We start from the raw sequence: 22,152 nt of genomic DNA, 5'->3' as shown, positions 1-22,152 counted from the left end.
CTTGATGAAAACGTTGATTCGATTGCTGAAATGGCTGGGCTACGCTGCATTGTGCGGCGTTGTATTGGTATTGCTGGCGGTTCTGTTCGTTGGCTTTACCCCGATGGGCGCGAGAATTGCCGCAAAGCAGATTTCATCGCTCGTTTCCACGCCCGATCAGACGATCGAAATCACGCCTCCGAGCGGGCTTTTGACCGGTCACCTGCGGCTCGACAATGTTACCCTTTCGGACCGTCAGGGACCCTATGCCCGCGTGAACCAGATCGCCGTCGACTGGTCGCCGCTCTCGCTTCTTGCCGGAACCTTCCACGCGGACAGGGTGTCGGCCGGATCGATTGACGTCGAGCGCAAGCCGCTTCCCACTGAGGAAACCGCGACAGCAAGCTCCGGCAACTCCTCGCTGCCAATCGAAATCGCCATCGATAATTTCAGCTTCCCCGATATCAGCCTCGGGCAGTCGCTCCTAGGGCGCCCCTTCGACCTGACGGCCGAAGGCAATCTGAAGGCGGCGCAGGACGATATGCGGCTGTCGCTGACGGCCAACCGGCTGAATGCTCCCAATGCCTCCGTCAATGCGGATGTCGCATTTCTTCCGAATGAGAATGTGCTGAAGCTGAAAGCGGAGATGAAGGAGCCCGAAGGCGGGCTGCTCGCCACGCTGCTTTCGCTGCCCGGCACGCCCGCCGTGGCGATCGACGTGAACGGCGAGGGTCCGCTTTCCGATTGGACCGGCACCTTGCGCGGCAACGTCGCCGGCAACCAGGTCGTCAATGTCACCGGCCACCACCTTCTTGGTGATGACGGCACGCGCCGCATCGAGATTGCGGGGGGCGGCCAGCCCGATCTGCTTCTGCCTCCCGCCTTCCGCCAGCTTTTTGCCGGCGAGACGAAACTTGACGCAAACGCCACGCTCTCACCGCAGGGCCGCATCGAAATCGGCAGCAGCACGCTGGAGACCGGCACGTTGCTGCTGACAGCCTCGGGCATCGTCGATCCGAACGGCCAGAACGATCTCAGCGCGAACCTCATCGGCACCGCCGGTCCGGTAGATTTTCGCTGGCCGCTGAGCAATGGCGAGGTTCAGGCCCTCATCAACGGGCTTGATCTTTCGCTGAAGGGCAACGCCGATGCCGCACATCTCAAGACCACGGCGTCATTGCGCAGCCTTTCTTTGCCGCAAGGCAAACTTGACGATATCAAGCTGACGGCGGAAAGCACCGATCTCAATATTGCCGACCAGAGCGGCACCATCCAGACCGTCCTTTCCGTCGCGCAATCGTCCTTCGTCAGCCCGGATATCGACCGGCTTGTGCGCGCGCCCGTCACCGTCAAGGCGCCGCTCCGCCTCACCTCTTCCGCCATTGGCTTTGACGGCGCGACGCTGGAAAGCGCCAGTGTGGGCGGAACACTGAACGGCAGTTTCGACCTTGCCAATAATCGCCTGACATCCAGCGTGCAGCTCTTCGCTTTGCCCGCCACCCTGCCGCCGGCGCTTGCCGAAAAATTCGATACCACCATCGCTCTCCAGGGCGATATCGACCTGATCATTGGCGGGCGCACCAGCGTTCAGAACCTCGTGGTCAAATCAGGAACGATCGAAGCGGCCGGCGATGTCAGCCTCGAAAACGACGCGTTGAGCGCCAATCTGACAGGTAAATTTCCGGCGCTCGAAAAGCTGACGCCGCAGGCCAAAGGCGTTGCGGATTTTGCAATCGAAGCCAGCGGCGCGCTTGCCGCACCTGATTTCAATGTCACCCTGAGTTCCGAAAGTGCGATCCTTGCCGGACGAAAACTCGAAGCACTGAAGGTCAATGCCTCTGGCAAGGCCGATCCCAAGGCCCCGCAGGCGAAACTGACGGCCAGCGGCAGCCTCGACCAGCAGAAGATCGACGCCAACGCCAATGTGGTGCAGACCGAAAACGGCACGGCGATCCCCGAGCTTCACGTCGCGGTGGGCCGCAATATCTTGGACGGGCAGCTGCAATTTTCGCAGCAATTCCTCCCTTCCGGCAATCTTTCCTTCAACTTCCCGGATTTGGCTCTGCTGGCAGCCCTTGCCGCACAACAGGCGGAAGGCGACGTCGCCGGCGATATAGCGCTGAGCAACGAAAATGGCCGGATTGCCGCAACGATAAAGGCGAATGGCGGCACCATCCGTCAGGGCACGACGACGATCTCCAAGCTGGCTGCCGATATCTCCATCGATGACCTGCAGGCGCTCGCCATCAATGGCAGGGTCAGTGCCGACAGCGTCAATGCGGGTGCTGCATCGATTTCCGCACTGAAGGCGACCATCGGCCATTCCGGCACCACAACGCAATTCGACGTCAACGGCCGCTACGACAATGCGCCGCTGGTGGCAAAAGGCAGCGCCGATACCGGCGGCTCGCCGATGACCGTGCGGATCGACGCCTTTTCCGCCGCCCCCAAGGGCATCGCCGTGCGGCTCGAAAAGCCGAGCACCATCGCGATCGAGAACGGCACGGCCCGCATTTCCGGTCTGACCATCATCACCGGCGACGGGCGCGTGGAAGTCAACGGTACTGCCGGATCGACGCTCGACATCAATGCCGATATCCGTTCGCTTCCCGCCAGTCTTGCAAACGCCTTCGCCGCCGGGCTGGATGCGGCAGGCAGCATATCCGGCACCGTCAGCGCCAAGGGGGCGGCATCCGACCCCTCGGTTGATTATAATCTGAACTGGGCGAATGCCGAGGTCTCGCAGACCCGCGCCGCCGGGCTTGCAGCGCTTGGCATCAAGGCAAACGGCCGTTTTGCCGCCGGTACGCTGCAGATCGACACCAATGTAACCGGCCAGGGCGGCATGTCGCTTTCGGGCGGCGGTTCCCTTGGCATCGCCGGCAATCGGCCGCTTTCCATGGCCTTTACCGGCAGGCTGCCCTTCTCTGCGGTTGCAGCGCAGACCGCCGCCCAGGGCCTCGATGTGAATGGCACAGCCGCCATCGACGTGAAGATTTCCGGCAGCGCATCCGCACCCGTCGTGACCGGTAGCATCACCACAGATGGCACGCGCCTGACCGACGTGCGCCGGAACCTGACCGTCAATGGACTGGGTGCAACCATCACTTTCGATCGCGACCGCGCCGTCATTTCCCGGTTGACGGGCAAGCTGGCAGGCGGCGGCACAATCTCGGGAACCGGCAGCGTCGGCATAGCCGGTGGCTCGGGCTTCCCCGCAGATATTTCGATCACGCTGGATCGCGCCGGTTATAATGACGGCACGCTGGTGACCACTGTGGTAAGCGGCACGCTGACATTAAAAGGCCCACTGCTGAATTCGCCCATTCTCGGCGGCAATCTGACGCTCGACAGAAGCGCCATCACCATTCCCGAAAAACTTCCGGCCTCGCTGACGGAAATCAATGTCAAACACAAGAATGCCCCGCCGCAGGTGCGGGCGCAGGCGAAGGCGCTTGGCGGCGATCAGGGCGGCAGCGGCAGTTCCTCCACCATCAATCTCGATCTGCAGGTGAATGCCCCAAGCGGCATCTTCGTGCGCGGTCGCGGCATCGACGCCGAGTTGACGGGCAATCTGACGATCCGTGGCACGGCGGCCGTTCCCGTCATCTCCGGCGGCTTTGAAATGCGCCGCGGCAGGCTCGAAATCCTTACCCGTCGTCTTGATTTCACCACCGGCAACATCAGCTTCGGTGGCGGCCTCATCCCGGTTCTCGATATGAAGGCGGACTCGACGGTCGGTTCAACTACCGTCACGGTCGCGGTTTCCGGCAACGCCAACGATCCGACATTCGCCTTCTCCTCGGCCCCTGCCCTTCCGCAGGACGAGGTAATGGCTCAGCTGATCTTCGGCCAGTCCATGTCAAAACTCTCCGCCTTGCAGATCGCCCGACTGGCAGATGCCGCCGCCCAGCTGGCCGGCGGTCGCTCAACCTCGCTGTTCGACAAGCTCAGAAGCAATCTCGGCGTCGATGATCTGGATATTTCCACCGATTCAGAGGGCCAGGCCCGCGTTTCCGCCGGCAAATATCTCAATGAAAGAACCTATCTCGAATTGCAGCAAAGCGGCGATTCCGGCGCCAAAGCCATAATCAACCTCGATGTCGGGCGCGGCGTGAAATTGCGCGGTGAAGCAGGCGGCGATGGCGAAGGCGCTGCCGGCATATTTTACGAGAAGGAATACTAGCATTCCAGTAAAAGTGCGTAGCGATTTTACGTCCGGACAATGCGCAGAATCAAAGGGAGAGTGTTTTCGCGATTCGAAGAAAAGCGAAAACGCTCCGGGGCCGGTCCGCATTTAGGTTTGCGAAACCATCTCATGGTAAGAATCATTGAATGAAGACGGAAATATTGTTTCCGGCTGTTCAGGCACCAGGCAGAACGCCAAATCCGCATATGCAAGTGTCGGTGCACTTGCGCCGGCCTCCACAGCGAGCATTGGGAAGAATTCTGATGGCAATGATTAACTCTACCAATTTTGGCGGTGAGACGCTCGAAATCATCGCGTTCCGCCTGCATGATCAGGAATTCTGCGTAAAGACCACGACCATCCGCGAAATCCGCGGCTGGGCGCCTTCCACGCCCATTCCCCACGCGCCGAAAGACGTCATCGGCGTCATGAACCTGCGCGGCTCGGTCATTCCGATCATCGATCTGGCCCACAAGCTCGGCATGAAGAGCACCGTCGCCAATGAGAGAAGCGCCATCGTGGTGGCTGAAGTGCACAACATGGTCATCGGCATGCTCGTCGACCGCGTGTCCGACATTCTGACGATCCCGGCAAATCAGGTCCAGCCGGTTCCGGAAATCTCCGCCTCTTTCGACAAGTCCTATTCCGAAGGCATCATCGCCAACGAACATGGCATGATCTGCTTCCTGAACCTTGCAAAGATGTTCAAGGGAACAGAAGCGGAAGATCTCGCGGCCTAAGCAGCCCTTCGCTTCGATTGTCGACAATAAGACAGCACCGCCGGAGCACAAGCCCGGCGGTTTTTGTTTTTTGTGCTGGTCTCATTTTATCAAATAAGAACATTTTAATATTATAGATATCTAATATTAAAGGCCGAAGATCAGTACACACTAAAAGGATACCCGACCGAGGCCAAGAAGTCGCAAGTGCCTGAATTGCCGCCTCGGCGGCAGAACCTGTCCGATGTTCAAACTAATACGGCGTGAACCGCATAACAGTGTAGTTCGCCGCACCGTGGACCGATATTTGGGGGACGTCCAATGCTGGGGTTAGGGAAAAGCGCAGATAACCGAAACATGCTCGATGCGATATCCAGATCGCAGGCGGTTATAGAATTCGATCTTAAAGGCAATATTCTCACGGCAAACAGCAATTTCTGCAAGGTGCTCGGCTATGAGCTCGCCGAGATCGTCGGCAAACATCATCGCATCTTCTGCGACCGGGATCTCGCAGCCTCGCGCAGCTATCAGGAATTCTGGGAATCCCTCGGCCGAGGCGAATTTCAGGCCAAGGAATATCGCCGCATCCGCAGGGACGGCTCGGTCATCTGGATCGAAGCTTCCTACAATCCGGTCTTCCGTTCGGGCAAACCCTACAAGGTCATCAAGATCGCGACCGATATCACCGCCAAGAAGATCAAGGCCGTCGAAGACGCCGGCAAGCTCGAGGCGCTTTCCCGCTCTCAGGCCACCATCGAATTTTTCCCCGACGGCACGATCATCACCGCCAATCCGAATTTCTGCGCTACGGTGAATTACGACCTCAAGGAAATCGAGGGCAAGCACCACCGCATGTTCTGTGATCCCGCTTACGCAGCGTCTCCGGCCTATGCCAATTTCTGGCCGCGGCTGGCATCGGGAGAATTCATTTCTGACGAGTTCGTACGCTACGGAAAGAATGGCAAGGAAATATGGATCCAAGCCGCCTATAATCCGGTGCTGGATGAGGCGGGCAAGGTGGTGAAAGTCGTAAAATTCGCAACCGACGTCACGCCGCGCATGAGCGCCATTACGGTTCTTGCCGATGCCCTGCAGGCACTGGCCGAGGGCGATCTGGTGCAGCGCCTCGACAATAGCTTCGTGCCAAGCATGGAGAAGCTTCGGCACGACTTCAACGACGTGGTCGGCAAGCTCCAGACCACAATGCAGACGATCGCCCACAACGCCTCGACAATCGCATCCGGCTCGGGAGAGATACGCATAGCTGCGGATCAGCTCTCGCAGCGCACCGAACAGCAGGCCGCCTCGCTGGAGGAAACCGCAGCCGCGCTGGAGGAAATCACCACCACCGTCACCGATGCCAGCCAGCGCGCCGGCGAGGCCGGGAAGCTGGTGCTGCGCACGAAAGATCATGCGGAGCATTCCGGTGAAATCGTTCAGCAGGCAATTTCCGCCATGGACGCTATTTCGCGCTCCTCAGGCGAAATCACCAACATTATCGGCGTCATAGACGACATCGCCTTCCAGACCAATCTTCTTGCCCTGAATGCAGGCGTCGAAGCTGCCCGTGCCGGTGAAGCGGGCAAGGGTTTCGCTGTCGTGGCACAGGAGGTCCGGGAACTTGCGCAACGATCCGCCGTTGCGGCCAAGGAAATCAAGTCCCTTATCAACACCTCGCGCGAACAGGTGGCCAATGGTGTTGATCTGGTCGGCAGAACCGGCGGCGCTCTGCGGGATATTCAGTCCCAGATGGGCGAAATCGATGCCAATGTCTCGGCCATCGTCGAAGCCTCGCGCGAACAGGCGAATGGGTTGAGGGAAATAAACCAGGCCGTCAATGTCATGGATCAGGCAACCCAGAAAAACGCCGCCATGGTGGAGGAAACCACCGCCGCCAGCCACGGCCTCGCCAATGAAGCTGAAACGCTACACGAATTGCTGCGTCAGTTCAGAATCTCGCATGAGGCTTCGCTTTCCTCTGCGCAACCGGGCGACAGGAAGCCAGCCATCGTCACCAGGCTGCCAGCACCGCAACAGCGATATTCCGCAGCGAGATCTCATGGGAACGTGGCGGCAGAATGGGCGGAGTTTTAGATATTAACACCGCACCAAGGCCGGAAGGCCACCGACAGATGGTGGCCTCTGGCGTTATAAAATAATACGATCTGCCCGGGTGAAGATTTCGAAGTCTTCACCCCGCACCAAAGCGACAAGCGTGATGCCTGCTCTCTCGGCGGTTTCAATGGCAAGCGCGGTGGGGGCCGAAATTGCCGCCAGAACGGGACTGCCGAGGATCGCCGTCTTCTGAACCATTTCCACCGACAGGCGGCTGGTGACAGCCACGATGCCCGCCCTGGCTGATATGCCGGCGTTGAAGACAGCGCCGGCAAGCTTGTCGAGCGCATTATGGCGGCCGACATCCTCGCGCGCAGCAAGCAGACCCTTTTCGGGATTATAGAACCCCGCACCGTGAACGGCCCTCGTCTCGCGGTTGAGGTCTTGCGCATCATTGAGCGCCTTCATTGCGGCGACGATTTCGTGACCCTCAACGGATAGTTCCGCGCCACTCAAATCGGGCACGAGGCGCACGGCCTGTTCGATGGATTCGATACCGCAAAGACCGCAGCCAACCGGTCCCGCCATATGCCGCCGTCTCGCCCGCAGGGCGTCTGCTTCCGCATCCCGCAGATCCACCTGAACATCAAAGCCTTGCCCTGCTCCGATCACCTCTACCGAGAGGATTTCCGAACGCGCCGATATGATACCCTCGGTGAGGCTGAAGCCGATGGCGAAATCGACAAGATCGGCTGGGCTCGCCATCATCACGGCATGGGTGCTGCCACCATAAGAAAAGGCGACGGGCACCTCTTCCGGCACGGATCGCTCACCCGCGGCGACTGTGCCCTGTCGCAGGGCAGTTCTTGCGACCCTTCGGTAACTTGCCTCTGCTGACACGATCATCCCTCCATTGCAAGAAGGCACCTCTCTCCGCTCACGGCTGACAGAAGCTGCATTTCTTCTCAACATCACCTCTAGCCCAAGGCCCAGAAAATCGGAATCTATTTCAGGCAGTTGAGCGCGTCGATCGAGGCAGGGACCTTACGGAGGGGGACTTCTTCCACTCATCCCGAGAGACAGGCACCGGCTGAAAACAAAAAAGCGACCGAAGCGGCCGCTTTTCTGGTTTGATATTGTGTGGGCAGTCATTCTTTCGAACCCGCCCGGTGCTTTCAAGCAGCGACGAGAACCTCATGCAGGTTCGTCAGTTCGTAGAGATGCTTTTCAAGCTTGGTCAGATGCTCGTGGTGATGATTACCCTCCTGGATTTCGGCCTTGGCCGCATCGATACGCTTCTGCAGCGTATCGGGGGACATATCATCGGCAGAAACGGCGGATTCCGCCAGAAGCGTGCAACCCGTCGGGAGAATATCGGCAAAACCGCCGAAAACGACGTATTTATGCGTTTCACCGGAGGCAAACTTCACCGTCACCAGACCCGGCTTGATCGTCGTCATGGTCGGCGCGTGATTGGCCAGCACCGTCATCTCACCCAGCGTAGCCGGGATGACGACTTCCGTAACCGTTTCGGAAACGAGCAGACGTTCCGGGGAAACGAGATCGAATTTGAAACTGTCAGCCATGGCTATTCACTTCTTTTCAATTACGCGGGCGTCACGGACTTGTTTGCTACAACGCCGGCAAAGCCATTCCGGTTTCGCCGTCATTGCCGGCAAGGCGCGCGGTTGAACCACGCGCCCGCCAATTCATCATCAGGCAGCTTCGCCAGCCAGCTTCTTTGCCTTTTCGATGGCTTCTTCCATCGAACCGACCATGTAGAAAGCGGCTTCCGGCAGGTTGTCGTATTCGCCGTTGACCAGGCCCTTGAAGCCCTTGATCGTGTCTTCGAGCGCAACGAGCTTGCCCGGCGAACCGGTGAAGACTTCAGCAACGAAGAACGGCTGCGACAGGAAGCGCTCGATCTTGCGGGCGCGGGCAACCGTCAGCTTGTCTTCTTCCGACAGTTCGTCCATGCCGAGGATGGCGATGATGTCCTGGAGAGACTTGTAGCGCTGCAGGGTCGACTGAACCTTACGGGCAACCTCGTAGTGCTCTTCACCGACGATCATCGGGTCCAGCATGCGCGAGGTGGAGTCGAGCGGGTCAACAGCCGGGTAAATACCCTTTTCGGCGATCGAACGCGACAGAACCGTCGTTGCATCAAGGTGCGCGAACGAGGTGGCCGGCGCCGGGTCGGTCAAGTCGTCGGCGGGAACGTAAATAGCCTGAACCGAGGTGATCGAACCCTTGTTCGTGGTGGTGATGCGTTCCTGCATCTGGCCCATGTCCGTTGCGAGCGTCGGCTGGTAGCCCACGGCCGAAGGAATACGGCCGAGCAGAGCCGACACTTCCGAACCAGCCTGCGTGAAGCGGAAGATGTTGTCCACGAAGAACAGAACGTCCTGGCCTTCATCACGGAAGTTTTCAGCGATCGTCAGACCGGTCAGGGCGACGCGGGCGCGGGCACCCGGCGGTTCGTTCATCTGGCCGTAAACGAGCGCAGCCTTGGAGCCTTCGCCGCCGCCAAGCTTGTTGACGTTCGACTCGATCATTTCGTGGTAGAGGTCGTTACCTTCGCGGGTACGCTCACCCACACCGGCGAATACCGAGTAACCGCCGTGCGCCTTGGCGACGTTGTTGATCAGTTCCATGATGAGAACCGTCTTGCCAACGCCGGCGCCGCCGAACAGGCCGATCTTGCCGCCCTTGGCGTAAGGAGCCAGAAGGTCAACGACCTTGATGCCGGTGACGAGGATCTGTGCTTCGGTCGACTGTTCGACGTAAGACGGCGCATCCTGGTGGATGGCGCGCTTCTTGGCCGTAACGATCGGGCCTGCTTCGTCAACCGGCTCGCCGATGACGTTCATGATGCGGCCGAGCGTTTCAGGACCGACCGGAACCTCGATCGGAGCGCCCGTGTTGCTGACCGGCTGACCGCGGACGAGACCTTCGGTCGAGTCCATGGCGATCGTGCGTACGACGTTTTCGCCGAGATGCTGCGCGACTTCCAGAACGAGGCGGTTGCCGTTGTTCTCGGTTTCGAGCGCGTTCAGGATCGGAGGCAGTTCGCCTTCGAACGCCACGTCGACAACAGCGCCGATAACCTGGGTAACCTTGCCCGCGCCGTTCACCGCTGCGGTTTTCTTGGGGGTAGCTGCCTTAGCCATTATCCTTACCCTCTTTCCTTACCTCAGAGCGCTTCCGCGCCCGAAATGATTTCAATGAGTTCCTTGGTGATCTGAGCCTGGCGCTGACGGTTGTAGGAAAGCGTCAGCTTGTTGATCATCTCACCGGCATTGCGCGTTGCATTATCCATCGCGCTCATCTTGGCGCCCATTTCACCGGCAACGTTTTCGAGCAGAGCCCGGAAAACCTGAACCGAAATGTTGCGCGGAATAAGGTCTTCCAGAATAGAAGCCGCATCCGGCTCATATTCGTAGACGGCGCTCTGCGTCACTTCATCCTCTTCCACAACAGGCGTTGCGGCCGGAATGAGCTGCAGGCCGGTCGGGATCTGGCTGATGACGGACTTGAACTCCGAATAGATCAGAGTGCAGACGTCGAATTCACCCGCGTTGAAGAGCGAGATCACCTTCTTGGCGATCTGGTCGGCGTTTTCAAAACCGACCTTCTTCACGTCGCGCAGTTCAATGCGCTCGATGATGTTGGCTGCAAATTCGCGGCGAAGGCTGTCATAACCCTTCTTGCCGACCGTGATGATCTTGACCGTCTTGCCTTCGGAAATCAGCTTGCGGGCCTGATCGCGGGCAAAGCGGGCGATTTGCGAGTTGAAACCGCCGCAAAGACCACGTTCGGCCGTGCAGACGACGAGCAGATGCACGTCGTCCTTGCCGGTGCCGGTCATCAACGCCGGAGCAACGTCCGCCTCAACCGCCTTGGCGATGTTGGCAAGAACGGCGCTCATGCGCTGAGAATAAGGCCGGGCGGCCTCCGCAGCTTCCTGGGCGCGCCGAAGCTTCGCCGCGGCGACCATTTTCATCGCCTTGGTAATCTTCTGCGTCGCCTTCACGGAGGCAATGCGGTTTTTCAGATCCTTAAGTGAAGGCATCCGTTATCCGTCCGAGTAAAAGAGCCCTAATTACGAGAAAGACTTCGCGAAGGTATCGAGAGCGCCCTTGAGCTTGCCCTTGGTATCGTCGCTGATTGCCTTTTCCGTGCGGATGGTGTCGAGGATCGCCTTACCTTCCGAGCGGAGGTAGGAGAGGAAACCCTGCTCGAACTTGCCGACCTGTGCGACCGGGATCTTGTCGAGGTAGCCGTTGACACCGGCGAAGATCACCGCGACCTGTTCTTCCGTCTTGAGCGGAGAGAACTGCGGCTGCTTCAGAAGCTCTGTCAGGCGGGCGCCGCGGTTGAGCAGGCGCTGCGTGGAAGCGTCGAGGTCCGAGCCGAACTGGGCAAAGGCGGCCATTTCGCGATACTGGGCAAGCTCGCCCTTGATCGAACCGGCAACCTGCTTCATCGCCTTGATCTGGGCGGCGGAGCCAACGCGCGAAACCGACAGACCGACGTTAACGGCCGGACGAATGCCCTGGTAGAACAGGTCGGTTTCAAGGAAGATCTGACCGTCGGTGATCGAGATCACGTTGGTCGGAATGAACGCCGAAACGTCGTTACCCTGGGTTTCGATAACAGGCAGAGCCGTCAGCGAACCAGCGCCCATTTCGTCGGAGAGCTTTGCAGCGCGCTCCAGAAGACGTGAGTGAAGGTAGAAAACGTCGCCCGGATAAGCTTCGCGGCCCGGAGGACGGCGCAGCAGGAGCGACATCTGACGGTAGGCAACGGCCTGCTTGGAAAGGTCGTCATAGCCGATGAGAGCGTGCTTGCCGTTGTCACGGAAGTATTCACCCATGGCGCAACCAGCAAACGGAGCGAGGTACTGCATCGGAGCCGGATCGGAAGCGGTCGCAGCAACGATGATCGAATACTGCAGCGCGCCGCGCTCTTCCAGAACCTTCACGAACTGGGCAACGGTCGAACGCTTCTGACCGATAGCGACGTAGACGCAATAAAGCTTGTCGCCGTCAGGACCATTATCGTGAATGGCCTTCTGGTTCAGGATCGTGTCGAGAATGATCGCGGTCTTGCCGGTCTGGCGGTCGCCGATGACGAGCTCGCGCTGGCCGCGGCCAACCGGGATGAGGGCGTCGATGGCCTTGAGGCCGGTCGACATCGGCTCATGAACCGACTTGCGCGGAATGATGCCGGGAGCCTTGACGTCAACGCGCGAACGCTTGGCGGCATTGATCGGGCCCTTGCCGTCGATCGGGTTGCCAAGCGCGTCAACGACGCGGCCGAGCAGTTCCGGGCCGACGGGAACGTCAACGATAGCGCCAGTCCGCTTTACGGTGTCGCCTTCCTTGATGTCACGGTCCGAACCGAAGATAACCACACCGACGTTGTCGGCTTCGAGGTTGAGCGCCATGCCGCGAATGCCGCCGGGAAACTCGACCATTTCGCCAGCCTGAACATTGTCGAGGCCGTAAACGCGGGCGATACCGTCACCGACGGAAAGCACCTGACCGACTTCCGAGACTTCCGCCTCGTTGCCGAAATTTTTGATTTGATCTTTCAGAATTGCGGAAATTTCCGCGGCGCGGATATCCATCAGCCAACCTCTTTCAGTGCAAGCTTAAGGGTGGAAAGTTTGGTGCGAAGAGACGTATCGATCTGGCGGGAACCGACCTTGACGATCAGACCACCGAGGATCGACGGATCGACGGTAACGGAAATCGTCACATCCTTGCCGGTAACGCTCTTCAGCGCCGCTTTCAGTTCAGTTTCCTGCGCCTCGTCGAGCGCATGTGCCGAGGTAACCTCGGCGGTGATTTCGCCGCGATGGGCAGCGGCAATGGTGCGGTAGGCGCGGATCATGCCGGGAACGGCAAAGAGACGGCGATTATTGGCAACGACCTTGAGGAAATTGACGGCAAGACCCGCAATGCCGGCCTTTTCGCAGATTGCGGTGATTGCCTTGAACTGATCCTCGGCGGAAAACACCGGGCTCGCAACCAGACGCTTCAAATCGTCGCTCTCGTCGAGAAGTGCGCCGAACTTGTCCAGATCGGCTCCAACCGCTTCGACCGCACCCGCTTCCAAAGCAAGCTCGAAAAGCGACGACGCATACCTTTCCGCTACACCGGATGTTCCATGGGAGGTATCTGCCACGGGCACTTTTTCCCTGCTAATCGTCCAAGATTATCAACGGTGGCGATCCACCGCATCAAATTCTTGAAATCGTTTCAATTTCCCCGAAAAAGACCGGAATTCCCCCCTGCCTTTTCCCAATTTCGCGGTCCGTCTAGCATAGGACGCCGGGACTCGCAACACGCGTAATAGCGGAAAGCGCCGTTTGGGCAAGGGGGAATGCGTTTAAATTTTCCGATTTCGCTCAGGATGCGGGTCTGGTGCGGCAGAAAAGCCAAAAAGCCCGGCTTAGACCAGTCCAAACACGTAGCTCAACGACAATGCGGCCAGGAGAAAATGCACAACCATGAGTAAGCAATTTCGCATGGTTGCGCCTCCATCGGAGAGAATGGAGAGAATGCCACCGAAGACACTCAGGGCGAAGGCCGCGCCGAAAGCAAGATAGACCATCGGCTGCGCCAGAAGCAGGGCGGCAGCGCCGAGGCCGAGATAAAAACCGGCAAGCGAGGAGCGCACGAGCGTGTAACCGTCCCTGCGCTCGCCAGCCGGTTGCAGGCCGAAGGCGCGCAGCGTCATGCCCGGTGCAAACATGAAAAACAGGCCGATCACGGCCGATATCGCAGCCGCTCCAAAGGCCAGCTGCTCGCCGAACTCGGCGGGAAAATAAAACTCCATCTCGTTCCCCAAATCATTCTTTTCGCCTGCTGCGTTATGACACGGTCATGACAGCGGGAAAACGCCCCTGTTGATAAAGTTCAAAGGAAACTTTGCGGATCGATATCGAGCTGGACATGCACGCTGCCCCGCTCCTTCGGCCCGTTTGCCAGAAGCGTTCGAAGGAAGGATTGCATGTCGGAATTGCGCCGCCCGTGCACCAGCAGACGGAAGCGGTGCCGACCACGGATGAGCGCCAGCGGCGCTTCTGCCGGGCCAAGCAGCATGATGCCTGTCACCTGCGGTGCCGCCGCCCTCAAGCCCCGCGCATGGGTTTCGGCCTCAGCGCGCGTATCGGCGGAGACAATGACCGAGGCAAGACGCCCGAAGGGCGGCAGAACGGCCTTTTCCCGTTCCGCGATCTCCCTTTCGTAGAAGGCCGATGCATCCCCTGAAACGATCGCCTGCATGACGGGATGCTGCGGCTGATAGGTCTGCAACAGGCCATGGCTCTTCAAGCCCGTGCGCCCGGCGCGCCCTGTCACCTGCGAGAGCAGCTGAAACGTTCGCTCCGCCGCGCGCGGATCACCGTTGGCAAGGCCGAGATCGGCATCGACAATGCCGACAAGCGTCATCAGGGGAAAATTGTGTCCCTTGGCGACGAGCTGCGTGCCAATGACGATATCAGCCTCCCCCTTGACGATGGCCTCAAGCTCCAGGCGCAGCCGCTTGACGCCCATGAGATCGGAGGAGAGCACGATGGTCCGGGCCTCGGGGAAATGTTTCTCCACTTCCTCAGCGATCCGCTCCACCCCCGGCCCGCAGGCGACGAGATGATCGAAGGTACCGCATTCCGGGCAATGGTCTGGCGTCGGCTCGCTGTGACCGCACTGGTGGCATTGTAACTGGTTGCGGAACCGGTGCTCCACCAGCCAGCTGGAACATTGCGGGCATTGGAAACGGTGGCCGCAGACCCGGCAGAGCGTCAGCGGCGCATAACCGCGACGATTGAGAAACAGCAGTGCCTGCTCACCCTTCTCGATAGTTTTGCCGATGCCGCGCAGCAGGACGGGTGACAGGAACCCTCCCCTTTCCGGCGGATGGCGGCGCATATCGACAAGGTGCAGGTCGGGCATCGCCGCATCACCAAAGCGGGTGTGCAGGTGGATGGTGTTGTAGCGGCCAGAACTGCCATTGACCTGGCTTTCCACCGAGGGCGTAGCGGACACCAGCACCACCGGGAAATCCGCGATCCGTGCTCTCACCACCGCCATGTCGCGGGCATTATAATAGACGCGGTCTTCCTGCTTGTAGGCCGGATCGTGCTCTTCATCGACGATGATGAGACCAAGATTGTCGAAGGGGAGAAAAAGCGCCGAGCGGGCACCGGCAACCACCTTCACCTCGCCCGTCACGGCCTGCCGCCAGACCTTTTCGCGCATGCGTGGCGACAGATCCGAATGCCATTCCGCCGGCCGTGCACCGAAGCGATCGTGAAACCGATCCAGAAACGCCGCCGTTAGCGCGATTTCGGGTAGCAGGATAAGGACCTGCTTGCCCTGCCTCAGCGTCTCGGCCACGGCTTCGAAATAGACCTCCGTCTTGCCGGAGCCGGTCACGCCGTCGATCAGCGAAACATGAAAACCGCCCTTGCGGACATCCTCAAGAATTTCCGATGCCGCCTGTCTCTGGGGGCCTTCCAGTCGAGGCTCGGCATAATCAGGATCAGGTTCAGCGACCACGGGCGGCGCAGGCAGAAAAACCGTCTCGAACACGCCCTGCTTGACGAGACCGTCGACAACGCTGGTCGAGACGCCGGCAGCGTGGGCAAGCCCGCTCTTCGTCCAGCCATGCCCCTCGGCCGCCAGTTCCATCACCCTCTCGCGGGCAGGCGTCAGACGTTCCGGCCTGCCTTCGGTCAGTCGCAGTCCCTCGATCATCGGCTCGGGATCGAAGGCGGCGGGCGCTCGAAGCGCCATGCGTGCCACAAGGCCGGGGGGAGAAAGCGTATAGGCGGCAACCCAGTCGATGAAGCGCCGCATTTCCGTTTTCAGCGGCGGGCACTCGAAACTTTTGGTGATGGGCCGCAGCTTCTTCGGATCGACGCTCTTTTCTCCGGCATCGTCCCACACCACGCCGAAGACCTGCCGCGGGCCGAGCGGCACCTGAACGACGGAGCCGGTCTCCACGACCATATCTTCAGGCACGGCGTAACTGTAGGGTCCCGGCGCCGGCATGGGCACGAGAACGGGCACCGTGCGCGTGGGCGACGGCGGGTCGAACAGAGCCCCAAACAGATCGGACGAATCTTTTGCCATGATGTGGCGACCATGCCCCGGCGAGGTGAAAAAGGAAACCGCCCGGATGTAATGTCTGGCTCCCGCAAAGTCCACGCCAGATAGAAAGCGCAGACGCAGGCCTTAACCAAATGCTGACCATAAGAGCATAGCTTTGAGGAGAGGAATGGAGCGTCCCGTGACTGAAATCCTGACTTTTGCCGAACCCGATCTCCTGAACGAGCGCCAGTCCTGGCTTGCCTCGATCGCGGGCGAACGTCGTCTTTCAGACAACACCGTCGAGGCCTATGAGCGCGACACCCGCCAGTTTTTGACATTCCTCACCGGTTATATCGGCAAGCCCGCAGCCATTGCGGATATAGCCAATCTGCGCCCGGTCGATCTTCGCGCCTTTCTGGCCAGCCGCCGCAGGGAAGGTGCCGGCGCACGCTCACTTGGTCGCCATCTGGCAGGCCTGCGCTCCTTTCTTCATTATCTACAAAAGAAAGGTCTGGTGAATGCGGCGGGCGCCACCGCCATGCGCGCGCCGAAACAGCCGAAATCGCTGCCTAAGCCGCTGACCGACCGGCAGGCGCTGAAAATCACCACCGCCGAGGCGCAATTGAACGAAGAGCCGTGGATTGCTGCCCGCAACGCCGCCGTCCTCTCGCTGCTTTATGGCTGCGGCCTTCGCATTTCAGAAGCGCTGGGGCTCATTCCGGCCGATTTCCCGCCTGGTGCGCGCAGCCTTCGCATCACCGGCAAAGGCAACAAGACCCGGATCGTTCCCCTGTTGGCGGTGGTAACGGAAGCGGTCGAAGCCTACAAGAAACTCTGCCCCTATCATCTGGCGGCGGATCAACCGCTGTTCCTCGGTGCGCGCGGCGGCAAGCTGCAGCCTGCCATCATCCAGCGCGAAATGCAGAAATTGCGCAGCGCTTTCGGCCTGCCTGAAAACGCCACGCCGCATGCGCTGCGCCACTCCTTCGCCACCCATCTTCTGGCCGGCGGCGGCGATCTTCGCACCATTCAGGAGCTGCTCGGCCACGCCAGCCTTTCCACCACGCAGATCTATACCGGCGTCGATACCGCAAGATTGCTGGAAATATATGATAATGCCCACCCGCGCGCATGAAGCATGAAATGCTTAACCATAGTCGTTAACCAGACGTCCAAGCCACCGTTCTATAAGAAAACGAGAACCGGATGGTACCTATGCAAAGCCTGATAAAGCCACACAATCTCACCGCCACCCTGATGGGCAAGACCGGCGATGCCCTGCTCTGGTTGCTCGCAGCCATGCATGTCGCCGCTGTCGCAATCCTGCTCGCGACTTTGCTCTCGCTGGGTGAGGCGCAAGCGGCCGAACAGGAGATAAGCTGCACCGGCAGCGACATTCTCGTGGAGATGCGCAAGAACGATCCGCAGGGCTTTGTGAAGATCGAGCAGGAAGCGGCCGCGATCCCGAACGGCAAGGGCAACTTCTGGCGCATCGAAAAAGCCGGAACGGAACCCTCCTTTCTTCTCGGCACCATGCATGTCACCGATCCGCGTGTTCTGGGCATGCCTGCCGCCGCCGCACCTGCCTTCGACAAGGCTGCGACGGTCATCGTGGAATCCGACGAAATCGTTGACGACAAGAAGATTGCCGCGTCGCTGCTGACCCGGCCCGAACTCACCATGTTTCTCGACGGCAAGTCGATCACCGACATCCTGTCGCCCGACAATGTTGCCCGCCTTGAAAAGGGCCTCAAGGAGCGCGGCATTCCGCTGAACGCGGTTTCGCGCATGAAGCCATGGATGCTGTCGAGCTTCGTCGCCCTTCCCGCCTGCGAATTTGCCCGCAAGGCCACCGGGCTGTCCTTTCTCGACAAGAAGCTGGCCGAAGACGCGGTGGCTGACGGAAAACGTCTCGTTGGGCTGGAAACCATGGTCGAGCAGCTGACGGCCATGTCAGAGCTACCCATGGAGTTTCATCTTCAGGCGCTCATCGAAACGCTGGAACTGGGCGACCGCATGGACGACATCATGACGACCATGACCGATCTCTATGTCAGCGGCGATATCGGCATGACGATGCCGATGCTGAAAAGCCTCGACCCCAAGAAACCGGAAGAGAGCGACCAGGGTTACGCCGCCTTCGAGCAACGCATCATCACCGACCGCAATCACGTCATGGCGGAGCGGGCTTCCCCCGAGCTTGGCAAGGGCAATGTCTTCATGGCCGTTGGCGCCCTGCACCTGCCGGGCGAGGAAGGCGTTGTCGAGCTCCTGCGCTCGCAGGGTTTCACGCTGACGCGGGTCGATTAAAACTCGCGCTCATGTCCTGACGGGCTGGATGTCCCTGCAAAACGGCCGCATCGTCGCGGGCACGATGCGGCGATGAAACGGTCCGACAACCAACAGATAAACACGCCCGAACAACGTCTTGCGCCTGACGATGGTGGTGACTTTCACGATCCGCCGGTCATGGACGATCGGCAGATCATGCTTCTCCTCCAAATCTACAACGATGCGGAAATCGAGATGGCTGTCGTCGAAACCAAGAACGGTCCGGTCCGGGGTGGTTGACACGATGGGGAACCCTCCCGCCGAGGTTCCGGATGCGTGTTCAACTGTCTTGAGACCAAAAAGCGACACGATACGGTTGCGCAGGGCCATGAGCCTGCCGATCCACGCCGGCGGATGATCGAGAAGAAGTCGGCTCACATCGAGCGAACTCGATGCACCCTGCACAATCTCTCCCTGATAGCTATCCCGCCAGTCAGCACCCGGTAATATTCCTTCGAAATCCGGCATTCGTAACCCCTTTTCCCCGCCCTTCGCGGCAAAGGCACTATCCTCTATTCCTGTTGATGCGAAAACGCGGCAAACCGCCGCTCAGCCGTGCGTCATGCGTTTCAGGACGCCGGTACGCCAATAGAACTGGTGAACCAGAACAGCGACGAGATGGCCGACGATCAACACCCACATCAGTGCCTTGAACGGGCCCGAATGCAATTGCCCCGCAGCCTGAACACCAAAGTAATAGGCGGCGATGCCGGACAATGGCAGGATGAGGAACAGCGCATAGAAGGTGAAATGGGCCACCTTTGCGGCGATCTGAAAGACACGCGGTTCCTCGGCGGGGTGCGGCGGCACTCCCTGGAAGAACCGCAGACAGAGGCGCAGAACAGCAAGGAACAGAATGGCAAAGCCGACATAGGCGTGAATATTGGCGGACGAAATCTGGTCGGGCGTCAGCGTTTCACCCCGCCGCATCAGCCGATACGCATGGGCCATGCCATCCGGAAACAGGAGATTGAAGAAGATCAGAAGCGCCATCGCCCAATGGATGACGCGCTGTGGAACGGAAAATGAAACTTGAGTGGAAGACGCCATTTTATTGCCTTTTATCAAAAGGTTAGACAGGCTGTGGCGCGAGTATGGAAAACCCCGGCCTGCATGGCAAGCCGGGGTTCAGCAGATGGCTGAAATTTAATATTGGAGCATCAGACTGAAACTGCACAGCAGTTTCATGTTCAGCGCTCCAACGTCGATCACATATGGATCGGCTTGAAGAAAGTCGCCAGTGCCGCTTCCTTCACCGCTTCCGACATGGTCGGATGCGCATGGCAGGTGCGGCCGAGATCTTCAGAGGAGCCACCGAATTCCATCAGCACGGTGATCTCGTGGATCATCTCACCAGCGCCGAAACCGACGATGTGGCCGCCGAGAACCCGGTCGGTTTCCTTGTCGGCAAGGATCTTCACGAAACCATCCGTCACCTGCATGGCGCGGGCGCGGCCATTGGCGGTGAAGGGGAACTTGCCGACCTTGTAGGCGATACCAGCGGCCTTCAGCTCCTCTTCGGTCTTGCCAACGGAAGCGATTTCAGGCTGCGTATAGACCACAGCCGGGATGACATCGTAATTCACATGGCCACGCTGGCCGGCGAGGATTTCCGCAAGCGCAACGCCCTCGTCTTCCGCCTTATGCGCCAGCATCGGACCCTTCACCACGTCGCCGATCGCATAGATGCCGTCGACATTGGTCTTGTAGTGACCGTCGATTTCGACACGCCCACGGCTGTCCAGTACGACGCCGGCTTCCGCAAGGCCGAGACCTTCGGTGTAGGGCTTGCGACCAGTGGAGATCAGCACGACGTTCGCTTCCAGCGTCTCAGCAGCACCGCCCTTGACCGGTTCGAACACAACCTTTGCGCCGCCAGCAGTCTTTTCAACAGCCGTCACCTTGGCGCCGAGCTTGAAATCGAGACCCTGCTTGGCCAGCAGACGCTGCGCCTGCTTGGAAACTTCGCCATCCATGCCGCCGAGAATATTGTCGAGATATTCGACGACGGTCACCTTCGCGCCCAAGCGCGACCAGACCGAACCGAGCTCGAGGCCGATCACGCCGCCGCCGACAACGATGAGCTTTTCCGGAACCTTGGAAAGAGCGATCGCGCCGGTGGAGGAAACGATGACGGTTTCATCGATATCGACCTTGACGCCTGGAATGCCCGCGACATCAGAACCGGTGGCGATGACGATGTTCTTCGCCTCGATCTCCTGCGTCTCACCCTTGTCATTGGTGACGGAAACCTTGCCGGCGGAAACCACCTTGCCGGTGCCCTGGAAGGCATCAATCTTGTTCTTCTTGAACAGGAAGGCGACGCCGTCGACATTGGCCTTCACCACGCCGTCCTTGTGGCCCATCATCTTGTCGAGGTTCAGCTTCGGAGCGGCAACTTCGATACCGAGCGTATCGACGCCATGGGCGACATGCGCAAAGGTTTCGGACGCATGCAGCAGCGCCTTGGAAGGGATGCAGCCGACATTGAGGCAGGTGCCGCCATAGGTGGCGCGTTTTTCGATGACAGCGACCTTGAGGCCAAGCTGTGCCGCCTTGACCGCGCAAACATAACCGCCGGGACCCGTACCGATTACAACTACATCATATGCCATGTTTCTGTTCCTGATTGATTGCGGGCAGGATTTTGAACCGCCCTGCTTCCGTTTGACCTGAAACTCAGGCCGCTTTTTCCGTTGCGAGTTTTATACCGAGAGCGATGAACACCACACCGCTGGTGCGGTCGATCCATTGGCTGGCGCGCTGAAATGCGGCGCGCATGCGCGGCGTCGTCATGAACAGGCTGACGCCAACGAACCAGAGGATAAGGCAGCTCGCCATGACGAGCCCATATCCGAATTTGATGGTAACCGGCGTATGCGCATGAACCACCGTCGAAAAGATCGACAGGAAGAAAAACACCGGTTTGGGGTTAAGCGCGTTTGCGGCAAAACCGAGTGTGAAGGCCTTCAGCCCGGTCTGTGTGCTTTTGGCTCGAACGCCGCCCTCGCCTTCAGCCGTCGGCAATTCCGTCTTGCCGGCGCGCAGTGCCTTGATGCCGATATAGATCAGATAGGCGACGCCCAGCCACTTGACGATGTTGAAGAGATAGATCGACTGGGAAATGATGAGACCAAGTCCGAGGATCGTATAGGTGACATGGAACATCAGCGATGTGCCCACGCCGAAGCTGGTGATGATGGCCTGTTTTCGCCCATGCACCATGGCCTGACGCATGACCATTGCCAGATCGGCGCCGGGGGAAACGATTGCGAAAGCGAAGATCGCCATCAGGGATGCAAGTTCGATCAGATACTGATGCATCGGAAAATCAACCTCTAAAACATCAACACGAAAAGCATCAGCGCAAGGCCGAGCATCGAACCGAGCCAGACCAGCGAGCGGATATAGGGCACACCGGCCAGATAAAGTGGAATATAGACCACCCGGCAGATCAGCCAGATCCACGCGCCGGTGAGTGCCAGCCCGGACGGATCGCCGGCCATGATGACACCAAAGGCGAGCGCGATGAAAGCGGGATAGGTTTCACGGAAATTTTCCGATGCGCGGGCTGCCCGACCGGTAAACCTGCCTTCAGGCTTCTTCTCCGCATCACGCGGGCCGGCATTCCAGTCCATCCCAAATTCCCGCGTCGCCGTCATGGCTTGCAGCATGATATGCACCGCAAGCAGCAGGACGCTGAGACCGATCAGCGGTAAAAAGGGTGAAGCGGCAAGAAATGTCGGCTGCACGTTCGCTCTCCTGATGGAATTTCAGC

At 59.4% G+C, this 22,152-nt stretch carries 18 protein-coding genes; 5 read left to right on the top strand and 13 right to left on the bottom strand.

The annotated features are described in order from the left end of the window. Positions 1 to 4: 4 nt before the first annotated feature. The 3 genes from OK142_RS14610 to OK142_RS14600 all read left to right on the top strand — a co-directional run bounded on the left by OK142_RS14610 (position 5) and on the right by OK142_RS14600 (position 6,981). The gene (locus tag OK142_RS14610; RefSeq protein WP_498683503.1) at positions 5 to 4,165 is read left to right on the top strand and encodes a translocation/assembly module TamB domain-containing protein; all 4,161 of its coding nucleotides are present in this window, start codon (positions 5 to 7) and stop codon (positions 4,163 to 4,165) included. A 266-nt stretch (positions 4,166 to 4,431) separates the two neighbouring features. Continuing rightward, positions 4,432 to 4,908 (top strand): chemotaxis protein CheW, encoded by a 477-nt coding sequence (locus OK142_RS14605; RefSeq protein WP_003504949.1) that lies wholly within the window; start codon positions 4,432 to 4,434, stop codon positions 4,906 to 4,908. 336 nt (positions 4,909 to 5,244) lie between these two features. Further along, positions 5,245 to 6,981 carry a methyl-accepting chemotaxis protein gene (locus OK142_RS14600; protein WP_498683501.1) on the top strand — a complete coding sequence of 579 codons (1,737 nt, stop codon included), beginning with the start codon at positions 5,245 to 5,247 and terminating at the stop codon, positions 6,979 to 6,981. A gap of 54 nt (positions 6,982 to 7,035) precedes the next feature. On the opposite strand, the gene fdhD is transcribed toward OK142_RS14600, so the two are convergent. The 8 genes from fdhD to OK142_RS14560 all read right to left on the bottom strand — a co-directional run bounded on the left by fdhD (position 7,036) and on the right by OK142_RS14560 (position 16,085). Then, positions 7,036 to 7,848, bottom strand: a complete 813-nt coding sequence (fdhD, locus tag OK142_RS14595; RefSeq protein ID WP_498683499.1) for a formate dehydrogenase accessory sulfurtransferase FdhD — start codon at positions 7,846 to 7,848, stop codon at positions 7,036 to 7,038. Between the two features lie 269 nt (positions 7,849 to 8,117). Then, positions 8,118 to 8,528 (bottom strand): F0F1 ATP synthase subunit epsilon, encoded by a 411-nt coding sequence (locus OK142_RS14590; RefSeq protein ID WP_006310765.1) that lies wholly within the window; start codon positions 8,526 to 8,528, stop codon positions 8,118 to 8,120. 129 nt (positions 8,529 to 8,657) lie between these two features. Next, a complete protein-coding gene (atpD, locus tag OK142_RS14585) occupies positions 8,658 to 10,112 on the bottom strand; it encodes a F0F1 ATP synthase subunit beta (protein ID WP_026363767.1) in 1,455 nt (484 codons plus the stop codon). Positions 10,113 to 10,135: 23 nt separating this feature from the next. Then, positions 10,136 to 11,014 (bottom strand): F0F1 ATP synthase subunit gamma, encoded by an 879-nt coding sequence (locus OK142_RS14580; protein WP_003492362.1) that lies wholly within the window; start codon positions 11,012 to 11,014, stop codon positions 10,136 to 10,138. 30 nt (positions 11,015 to 11,044) lie between these two features. After that, positions 11,045 to 12,574 (bottom strand): F0F1 ATP synthase subunit alpha, encoded by a 1,530-nt coding sequence (gene atpA, locus OK142_RS14575; RefSeq protein WP_003492364.1) that lies wholly within the window; start codon positions 12,572 to 12,574, stop codon positions 11,045 to 11,047. Beyond that, positions 12,574 to 13,140, bottom strand: a complete 567-nt coding sequence (locus OK142_RS14570; protein WP_175414380.1) for a F0F1 ATP synthase subunit delta — start codon at positions 13,138 to 13,140, stop codon at positions 12,574 to 12,576. Before OK142_RS14570 ends, atpA begins: the two co-directional genes overlap by 1 nt. Before the next feature lie 261 nt (positions 13,141 to 13,401). Further along, positions 13,402 to 13,788 carry an AGROH133_08824 family phage infection protein gene (locus tag OK142_RS14565; RefSeq protein ID WP_003492369.1) on the bottom strand — a complete coding sequence of 129 codons (387 nt, stop codon included), beginning with the start codon at positions 13,786 to 13,788 and terminating at the stop codon, positions 13,402 to 13,404. A gap of 80 nt (positions 13,789 to 13,868) precedes the next feature. After that, on the bottom strand, positions 13,869 to 16,085 hold the full coding sequence (locus OK142_RS14560; RefSeq protein ID WP_498683496.1) for a primosomal protein N': 2,217 nt from the start codon (positions 16,083 to 16,085) through the stop codon (positions 13,869 to 13,871). 145 nt (positions 16,086 to 16,230) lie between these two features. On the opposite strand from OK142_RS14560, the gene OK142_RS14555 reads away from it, so the two are divergent. Beyond that, positions 16,231 to 17,178 carry a tyrosine recombinase XerC gene (locus OK142_RS14555; RefSeq protein ID WP_498683494.1) on the top strand — a complete coding sequence of 316 codons (948 nt, stop codon included), beginning with the start codon at positions 16,231 to 16,233 and terminating at the stop codon, positions 17,176 to 17,178. An 80-nt stretch (positions 17,179 to 17,258) separates the two neighbouring features. After that, positions 17,259 to 18,353 (top strand): TraB/GumN family protein, encoded by a 1,095-nt coding sequence (locus OK142_RS14550; protein WP_313611089.1) that lies wholly within the window; start codon positions 17,259 to 17,261, stop codon positions 18,351 to 18,353. A gap of 9 nt (positions 18,354 to 18,362) precedes the next feature. Here OK142_RS14550 and OK142_RS14545 read toward each other — a convergent pair whose 3' ends face one another. The 5 genes from OK142_RS14545 to OK142_RS14525 all read right to left on the bottom strand — a co-directional run bounded on the left by OK142_RS14545 (position 18,363) and on the right by OK142_RS14525 (position 22,126). Further along, on the bottom strand, positions 18,363 to 18,842 hold the full coding sequence (locus OK142_RS14545) for a DUF2867 domain-containing protein (protein WP_313611090.1): 480 nt from the start codon (positions 18,840 to 18,842) through the stop codon (positions 18,363 to 18,365). A gap of 81 nt (positions 18,843 to 18,923) precedes the next feature. Beyond that, positions 18,924 to 19,424, bottom strand: a complete 501-nt coding sequence (locus OK142_RS14540; protein WP_498683491.1) for a cytochrome b — start codon at positions 19,422 to 19,424, stop codon at positions 18,924 to 18,926. Between the two features lie 158 nt (positions 19,425 to 19,582). After that, entirely contained in the window at positions 19,583 to 20,989 is a 1,407-nt protein-coding gene (lpdA, locus tag OK142_RS14535; protein ID WP_498683489.1) for a dihydrolipoyl dehydrogenase, read from the bottom strand. A gap of 64 nt (positions 20,990 to 21,053) precedes the next feature. After that, complete coding sequence (locus OK142_RS14530) at positions 21,054 to 21,698, bottom strand: LysE family translocator (RefSeq protein ID WP_020010877.1); 645 nt, start codon at positions 21,696 to 21,698, stop codon at positions 21,054 to 21,056. 14 nt (positions 21,699 to 21,712) lie between these two features. Next, on the bottom strand, positions 21,713 to 22,126 hold the full coding sequence (locus tag OK142_RS14525) for an MAPEG family protein (protein ID WP_313616250.1): 414 nt from the start codon (positions 22,124 to 22,126) through the stop codon (positions 21,713 to 21,715). Positions 22,127 to 22,152 lie beyond the last annotated feature (26 nt).

The sequence above is a fragment of the Agrobacterium sp. BT-220-3 genome (assembly GCF_025910175.1).
Taxonomy (GTDB): domain Bacteria; phylum Pseudomonadota; class Alphaproteobacteria; order Rhizobiales; family Rhizobiaceae; genus Agrobacterium; species Agrobacterium oryzihabitans.
This window is presented reverse-complemented; position numbering and strand designations above follow the sequence as displayed.